The sequence below is a fragment of the Rhizobium sp. BR 249 genome (assembly GCF_047445895.1).
Classification (GTDB): domain Bacteria; phylum Pseudomonadota; class Alphaproteobacteria; order Rhizobiales; family Rhizobiaceae; genus Rhizobium.
Window position 1 is genome coordinate 89927 of sequence record NZ_JARWKX010000017.1, and the last position, 7574, is coordinate 97500.

Below are 7574 nucleotides of genomic sequence, written 5' to 3' on the forward strand. Positions count from 1 at the left end.
GGTGGCGAAGCTTCCCGTTGAAAAGATGCGCGAGCTGGAACGCCGTTTCGGCGAAATCGAAGCGCGCATGTCGGCCGGCCCCGCCGCCGACGTCTATGTGAAGCTCGCATCCGAATATTCCGAGCTGCAGCCGGTGGTGACGAAGATCCGGGCCTATGAGAAGGCGGTCGCCGAGCTTGCCGATCTCGACACGCTGCTCGAAGACAAGTCGGTCGATCGTGAGATGCGCGATCTCGCCGAACTCGAACTGCCCGAGGTGAAGGAGCGGATCGAGGCGCTGGAGCAGGAGATGCAGATCCTGCTCCTGCCGAAGGATGCGGCGGACGAAAAGAGCGCAATTCTCGAAATCCGGGCAGGCACCGGCGGTTCGGAAGCGGCGCTTTTCGCCGGCGATCTCTTTCGCATGTACGAGCGCTTCGCCGCCGAGAAGAGCTGGAAGGTGGAGGTGCTCTCGGCAAGCGAGGGTGAAGCCGGCGGCTACAAGGAAATCATCGCGACGATCACCGGCAGGGGCGTTTTCGCCAAGCTGAAATTTGAATCCGGCGTGCACCGCGTACAGCGCGTGCCGGAAACCGAGGCGGGCGGGCGCATCCATACGTCGGCCGCGACGGTGGCGGTGCTGCCGGAGGCCGAGGAGATCGATATCGAGATCCGACCGGAAGACATCCGCATCGATACGATGCGTTCTTCGGGCGCCGGTGGCCAGCACGTCAATACGACGGACTCGGCGGTGCGGATTACCCACCTGCCGACAGGCATCGTCGTCACCAGCTCGGAAAAATCGCAGCACCAGAATCGCGCCAAGGCGATGCAGGTGCTGCGTTCCAGGCTTTACGATGCCGAGCGGCAGCGGGCCGACAGCGAGCGTTCGGCCGATCGCAAGAGCCAGGTCGGCTCCGGCGACCGCTCCGAGCGCATCCGCACCTATAATTTTCCGCAGGGGAGGGTGACCGACCACCGCATCAACCTGACGCTCTACAAGCTCGACCGGATGATGGAAGGCGAGATCGAGGAGGTCGTCGATGCGCTGATGGCCGACTATCAGGCGAGCCAGCTGGCGCAGCTCGGCGAACAGCAGTGAGCCGGACGATCGCCGATATGCTTGCCGAAGCGCGCCGCCGCTTCACCGAAGGCGGTATCGCCGATCCGCTGACCGATGCGCGGCTGCTTGTCGCCGGCCTGCTGAAGCTGTCGTCGACCGAACTCCTGACGCGGTCGGCCGAGAGGCTTTCTCCCGATCAGGCCGAAGCGATTGCAAAGGCGTTGGAACGGCGGCTCGGCCATGAGCCGGTGCACCGCATTCTCGGCGAGCGGGAATTCTACGGCCTGCCGCTTCGGCTTTCGGCGGAAACGCTCGAGCCGCGTCCCGATACCGAAATTCTGGTCGATACGATGCTTCCCTATCTCAGGGACCTTGCAAAGGCCGAGGGCAATCTCCATATCCTTGATGTAGGAACCGGGACCGGGGCGATATGCCTCGCGCTTTTGAGCGAATGTCCCGAGGCGTCAGGTATCGGCAGCGACATATCGTCGGATGCACTTCGGACGGCAAAGTCAAACGCAGAAAGAAACGGGTTGCAGGATCGCTTTCAGGCCGTGCAGTCGAAATGGTTCGAGAACATCCAGGGCTCGTTTCACGTGATTGTCTCAAATCCGCCCTATATTGCTTCCAATGTCATTCACGATCTCGCTCCCGAAGTGACGAAATTTGATCCGGTTGCAGCGCTGGATGGCGGCCCGGATGGGCTTGACGCCTACAAAGCCATAGCCAAGGATGCGGCAAGGTTCATGAGGCCCGATGGGGTCGTGGGACTGGAAATCGGCTACGATCAGCGAAACGATGTGACGGCGATCTTCGAAGCGAAAGGCTTCAAGCGCCTCAAATCCGTTAAGGATTATGGTCAAAACGACAGGGTGCTCGTGTTCGCGCTCGCGTAACCGGCGATAATTGCCGGCATTGAACAGAACATTATTGCTATTGCGAAGAAAACGCTTGGATTTCCGGGGGAAGCAAGATAGGTTGCGGTCACGTGTTGGGCAGATAGGAATGAACGAGATTCGTTCGGTACTTGGTTTGCCTCGGGGGTCCGCTCTTTTAAACGAGAGTTTCAACGGTTGAACACGACCCAATGCGTGAATCAGTCAAACTGACTTGAGAACCAAGCGGCAGGTCGGCGCAAAGGCGCAGTATGCTCGCGGCACAAAGGTCCTGACCCGGTTTTCCGGTCATGGCGGTTGGTGCCATGTATCCATCACAAACAGAGAATTCAGGTGAACGATCTATGAGGCCAGGACAGCAGAACAAGCGCGGTCGAGGGCGTGGTAACAACAATAATAACAATGGCGGCGGTGGAAATAACAATAACAACAATTTCAACCGCAAGGGCGGTAACCCGCTGACCCGGACCTATGACAGTTCCGGCCCCGATGTGAAGATTCGCGGTACTGCCCAGCATATTGCCGAAAAATACGCGCAGCTCGCCCGCGATGCCCAGAGCTCCGGCGACCGGGTGATCGCCGAGAACTATCTTCAGCACGCCGAACACTACAATCGTATCATCGCCAGCGCCCAGGCGCAGATGCAGGAACGCTTCCAGCGCGACGACCGCGGCGAATACAATGATCGCGAAGCCGCCGACCGCGACAGCGACGACATCGATGCCAACGACAATGACGGCGACGACGTCGTTGTCGTCCAGCCGCCGCAGAGCAGGCAGCATCAGCCGAAGCCGGCGCCGGCCCCTGTTGCCGCAGCTGCCCCGGCCCCCCAGCCCGAGGTCATCGACGGAACCGGCCCGCAGCCGGAGATCGAAGGCATTCCGGCCGAGGTCGCCATGGACGAGGAAGGTTCCGCCGGCCAGTCGCGCGAACGCCAGCCTCGCCGCCGCAGCCCCGGCAACCGTCCCCGTCGCCCGCGCCGCGGCGCGGAAGGTGACGGTGCTTCCGAAGGCGAAGGTGCTTCCGCCGATGCGCCTGTTCTGGCGGACGCTGCTTCGGAGTGAGGGATTGCGCCTCTCCTTTCGGGGAGAGCCAGTCGCTTATGCCATCTGCTCGAATTTCCTTGAAAATCCCCGGCCTCGTGCCGGGGATTTTCATTTTGCGGGCTCTTTAAACTCTTCGGATAGGCTACCATATTCTCCTCGAACTGCTTCGCCCAAATCCCAGATGGGCCAAGCGCGGCCTGCCTTTTCAGGGGGTCGATCTCAATCATCGGTCTGCGCCTAGAAAAGGGCAGGGCGATCCAGGAGGTGGAATATGAATATCGAGAAATATTCGGAGCGGGTGCGCGGTTTCGTCCAGTCGGCCCAGACCTATGCGCTGGCGCAGGGTCATCAGCAATTCACGCCCGAGCATGTGCTGAAAGTTCTGCTCGACGACGATCAGGGCATGGCGGCGTCGCTGATCGAGCGTGCCGGCGGTGATGCCAAGGCCGCCCGTCTCGCCAATGACGCGGCTCTTGCCAAGCTGCCGAAAATCTCCGGCGGCAATGGCAACATCTATCTGGCGCAACCGCTCGCCAAGGTGTTTTCGACCGCCGAAGAGGCGGCAAAGAAGGCCGGAGACAGCTTCGTCACCGTCGAGCGCCTGCTGCAGGCGCTGGCGATCGAATCCTCGGCTTCGACCTTTTCGACGCTGAAGAACGCCGGGGTAACGGCCCAAGGTCTCAACCAGGTCATCAACGACATTCGCAAGGGGCGGACGGCGGATTCCTCCAATGCCGAGCAGGGGTTCGATTCGCTGAAGAAGTTCGCGCGCGATCTCACCGGCGAGGCTCGCGAGGGCAAGCTCGATCCGGTGATCGGCCGCGACGACGAGATCCGCCGCACCATCCAGGTCCTCTCCCGCCGCACCAAGAACAACCCGGTGCTGATTGGCGAGCCCGGCGTCGGCAAGACGGCGATCGTCGAGGGCCTGGCGCTGCGCATCGTGAACGGCGACGTGCCGGAATCGCTCAAGGACAAGAAATTGATGGCGCTCGACATGGGCGCGCTGATCGCCGGTGCGAAATATCGCGGTGAATTCGAGGAGCGGCTGAAAGCCGTGCTCAACGAGGTGCAGGCGGAGAACGGCGAGATCATCCTGTTCATCGACGAAATGCACACATTGGTCGGGGCCGGCAAGGCGGACGGGGCGATGGACGCCTCCAACCTTCTGAAGCCTGCCCTTGCCCGTGGCGAACTGCATTGCGTCGGCGCGACGACGCTCGACGAATATCGAAAACATGTCGAGAAGGATCCCGCACTTGCCCGCCGTTTCCAGCCCGTGGTGGTCGAGGAGCCGACGGTCGAGGACACGATCTCGATCCTGCGCGGCCTGAAGGAAAAATACGAGCAGCATCACAAGGTCCGCATCGCCGATGCGGCGCTGGTGGCTGCTGCGACACTTTCGAACCGCTACATCACCGACCGCTTCCTGCCCGACAAGGCGATCGACCTGATGGACGAGGCGGCCGCGCGGCTTCGCATGCAGGTGGATTCCAAGCCGGAAGAGTTGGACGAGCTCGACCGCCGCATCATTCAGCTGAAGATCGAGCGCGAGGCGCTGAAGAAAGAGACCGACGTCGCCTCCGCCGACCGGCTGAAGCGGCTGGAGACCGAACTTGCTGCTTTCGAAGAGGAGGCCGATGCGCTGACGGCTCGCTGGCAGTCGGAAAAGCAGAAGCTCGGCCTTGCCGCCGATCTCAAGAAGCAACTCGACGATGCCCGTAACGAACTGGCGATCGCCCAGCGCAAAGGTGAATTCCAGCGCGCCGGCGAACTGACCTATGGCGTCATTCCGGATCTGGAAAAACAGCTCGTCGAAGCCGAGAAGCAGGATGGCGAGCGCGGCGCGATGGTGCAGGAGGTGGTGACCCCCGACAATATCGCTCATGTCGTTTCCCGCTGGACCGGCATTCCCGTCGATAAGATGCTGGAAGGCGAACGCGACAAGCTGCTGCGGATGGAAGACGAGCTGGCGAAATCGGTGATTGGCCAGGGTGATGCGGTTCAGGCCGTGTCGCGCGCGGTGCGCCGCGCGCGTGCCGGCCTGCAGGATCCGAACCGGCCGATCGGCTCGTTCATTTTCCTCGGCCCCACTGGCGTCGGCAAGACGGAGCTCACCAAGGCGCTCGCCCGCTTCCTCTTCGACGACGAGACGGCGATGGTGCGCATGGACATGTCGGAATACATGGAAAAGCACTCCGTCGCCCGGCTGATCGGCGCACCTCCCGGCTATGTCGGTTATGACGAGGGTGGCGCGTTGACGGAAGCCGTGCGCCGCAGGCCCTATCAGGTCGTCCTGTTCGACGAGATCGAAAAGGCGCATCCCGATGTCTTCAACATCCTGCTGCAGGTTCTGGATGACGGGCGCTTGACGGACGGCCAGGGCCGGACGGTCGATTTCCGCAACACGATGATCATCATGACCTCGAACCTCGGTGCCGAATATCTGACCCAACTCAGGGACGGTGACGACAGCGATACGGTTCGCGAGCAGGTGATGGATGTCGTGCGCGGGCATTTCCGGCCGGAATTCCTGAACCGCATCGACGAGATCATCCTCTTCCATCGCCTGAAGCGCGAGGAGATGGGTGCGATCGTCGATATCCAGCTGAAGCGGCTGGTGGCGCTTTTGTCCGAGCGCAAGATCGTCATCGACCTCGACGACGAAGCCCGGCACTGGCTTGCGAACAAGGGTTACGATCCGATCTACGGCGCAAGGCCGCTGAAGCGGGTGATCCAGAAGTTCGTGCAGGATCCGCTGGCCGAGCAGATCCTGTCCGGTCAGGTGCCGGATGGATCGACGGTGAAGGTGACGAGCGGTTCGGACCGGCTGCAGTTCAGAACGCGGCAGACGGTCAGCGAAGCGGCTTAAATTGCTTGCCGAGGAATGGCAAAATGGCGGCTTCGGCCGCCATTTTCGTTTGGATTACTTGCTCGCCACCTGATCCGGCGTCTGATTGTTCAGCAGCGTATCGATGCGTTTGCGCTCGTCCTCGAATTTCGCCAGCGCCTCGCCCTGCAGGGATTTGCCGCCCGGCAGGCGGATGCGTAGCGGATCGACCTTGGTGCCGTTGACGATAAGTTCGTAATGCAGGTGCGGGCCGGTGGATTCGCCTGTCGTGCCGACCCAGCCGATCACCTGGCCCTGGCGGATCTTGGCGCCGGGAACGACACCCTTGGCGATGGCGCTCTGGTGGTTGTAGGAGGATTCATATCCATTGGCATGACGGATGATCGTCTGGTTGCCGTAGCCGCCGGAATCCCAGCCGGCTTTTTCGACCGTGCCGTTGCCGGCGGCGATGATTGCCGTGCCGCGGGGTGCCGCCCAATCGACGCCGGTGTGCATGCGGGCGAAACCAAGGATCGGGTGACGGCGCATGCCGAAGCCGGATTTGAAGATGCCGTTCGGGACAGGGTTGCGCAGCAGGAACTGGCGGATGCTCTTGCCGTTCTCGTCGAAATAATCGACCGTGCCGTCCTCGGGGTCCTGGAAGCGGTAGAAGCGTGTCTGCGTATCGCCGAAACGGGCGTTGACGTAGAGCAGCTCGGAATCCTCGGTCGCCTTGCCGGCGCTGTCGGCGACGGAGAAGAAGGCTTCAAGAGTATCGCTCGGCCGCAGCTGCGCCTGAAAATCGACATTGCTGGCAAGAAGCTTGATGATCAGCGCCGTCATATCCTTGGTCATGCCGTAGGAAAGGGCGGCGCGATAAATGCCGTCATAGACGCGCGGTAGGTTCTGGCCGGGCGGCGGAGCAAAGGAATTGTCGTCGAAGGCCGTGGCGATGGCGTCGAGCATCGGCGGCGGGCTGCCGGTCACGTATTTGCCCTTGTCGTCAAGGGCGACGGTGGCAAGGTGGCGCGTGCCGCGATAGACGCTGGCGCGGATGATCTTTGCCTGCTCACCCTTCTGGATGATGCCGATGCGCAGTACGTCGCCGTTGTCGAGTTCGTTGGTGCCCAGTTCCTGCGCGATATAGCCGGCGATGCCATCGGCATATTGCTGCGGATAACCTGAATCCGTCAGCGCTTTGGAAATCGTCGTGTCCGTGCGCACCGGCAGGATGTCGTCGGCGAATTCCTCGGTCTGCGGCGTGATCGATTCCGGCGCGGAGACCGTCATGTTCTGTTCGAGAACACGGGCGGCGAGACCGGCGGTCAGGTCGACATCGGCATCCTCGTTGGAGAAGCGGCGCGGGTCGACGTAATAGAGGGCCGCAAGCTGCGTGTTGCCATCGGTCAAAACCGAACCGTTGGAGCGCACGTTCTCCTCGACCTCTTCGAGCGACAGGCCGGCGGCCATCTTCATTTGGGTCTTGCCGGTCGGGAAGGGAATGGTCTTCAGGCTGACTTCGGATTCGACATCCGAACCATAAAGCGCACCGGTGCGGCTTTGCGGCGCAGGCTGCGGCTCGTCGGCGGAAAAGATCGCCAGAGGATCGAAATCCGGATAGTCTTCGGTCGCGACGTGATTGGCGGCCAGCGTCATCTTCACATGGGCGAAGGGCTGGCGGCGCACGACCTCTTTCTCGCCGTCGTGGACGACGGTCGACACTTCCATGATGGCGCGGTCGGAAGGTTTCGCGGCGATGG

General features: G+C 61.7%; 5 protein-coding genes (1 of these 5 cut by a window edge). 4 read left to right on the forward strand and 1 reads right to left on the reverse strand.

Annotation, left to right across the window (positions count from 1 at the left end):
• Position 1 precedes the first annotated feature (1 nt).
• The 4 genes from prfA to clpB all read left to right on the forward strand — a co-directional run bounded on the left by prfA (position 2) and on the right by clpB (position 5856).
• Entirely contained in the window at positions 2-1081 is a 1080-nt protein-coding gene (gene prfA, locus QD408_RS17260; RefSeq protein WP_088682840.1) for a peptide chain release factor 1, read from the forward strand.
• Positions 1078-1938 (forward strand): peptide chain release factor N(5)-glutamine methyltransferase, encoded by an 861-nt coding sequence (gene prmC, locus QD408_RS17265; protein ID WP_414140137.1) that lies wholly within the window; start codon positions 1078-1080, stop codon positions 1936-1938. Before prfA ends, prmC begins: the two co-directional genes overlap by 4 nt.
• A gap of 344 nt (positions 1939-2282) precedes the next feature.
• Positions 2283-3002, forward strand: coding sequence for a DUF4167 domain-containing protein (locus QD408_RS17270; protein WP_414140138.1), 720 nt, complete (start codon positions 2283-2285; stop codon positions 3000-3002).
• A gap of 253 nt (positions 3003-3255) precedes the next feature.
• Positions 3256-5856, forward strand: a complete 2601-nt coding sequence (clpB, locus tag QD408_RS17275) for an ATP-dependent chaperone ClpB (protein ID WP_414140139.1) — start codon at positions 3256-3258, stop codon at positions 5854-5856.
• A 54-nt stretch (positions 5857-5910) separates the two neighbouring features.
• Here clpB and QD408_RS17280 read toward each other — a convergent pair whose 3' ends face one another.
• On the reverse strand, positions 5911-7574 hold the 3' portion of the coding sequence (locus QD408_RS17280) for a M23 family metallopeptidase (RefSeq protein ID WP_088682836.1). 277 nt of this gene lie beyond the right edge of the window; only the last 1664 of its 1941 coding nucleotides appear in the window; the start codon falls outside the window, past its right edge — the gene reads right to left on this strand; the stop codon is at positions 5911-5913.

What these genes read in the sequence shown, in the direction of transcription:
- QD408_RS17270 (WP_414140138.1), top strand. Translation starts at nt 2,283, where the DNA reads ATGAGGCCAGGACAGCAGAACAAGCGCGGTCGAGGGCGTGGTAACAAC.
- clpB (WP_414140139.1), top strand. Translation starts at nt 3,256, where the DNA reads ATGAATATCGAGAAATATTCGGAGCGGGTGCGCGGTTTCGTCCAGTCG.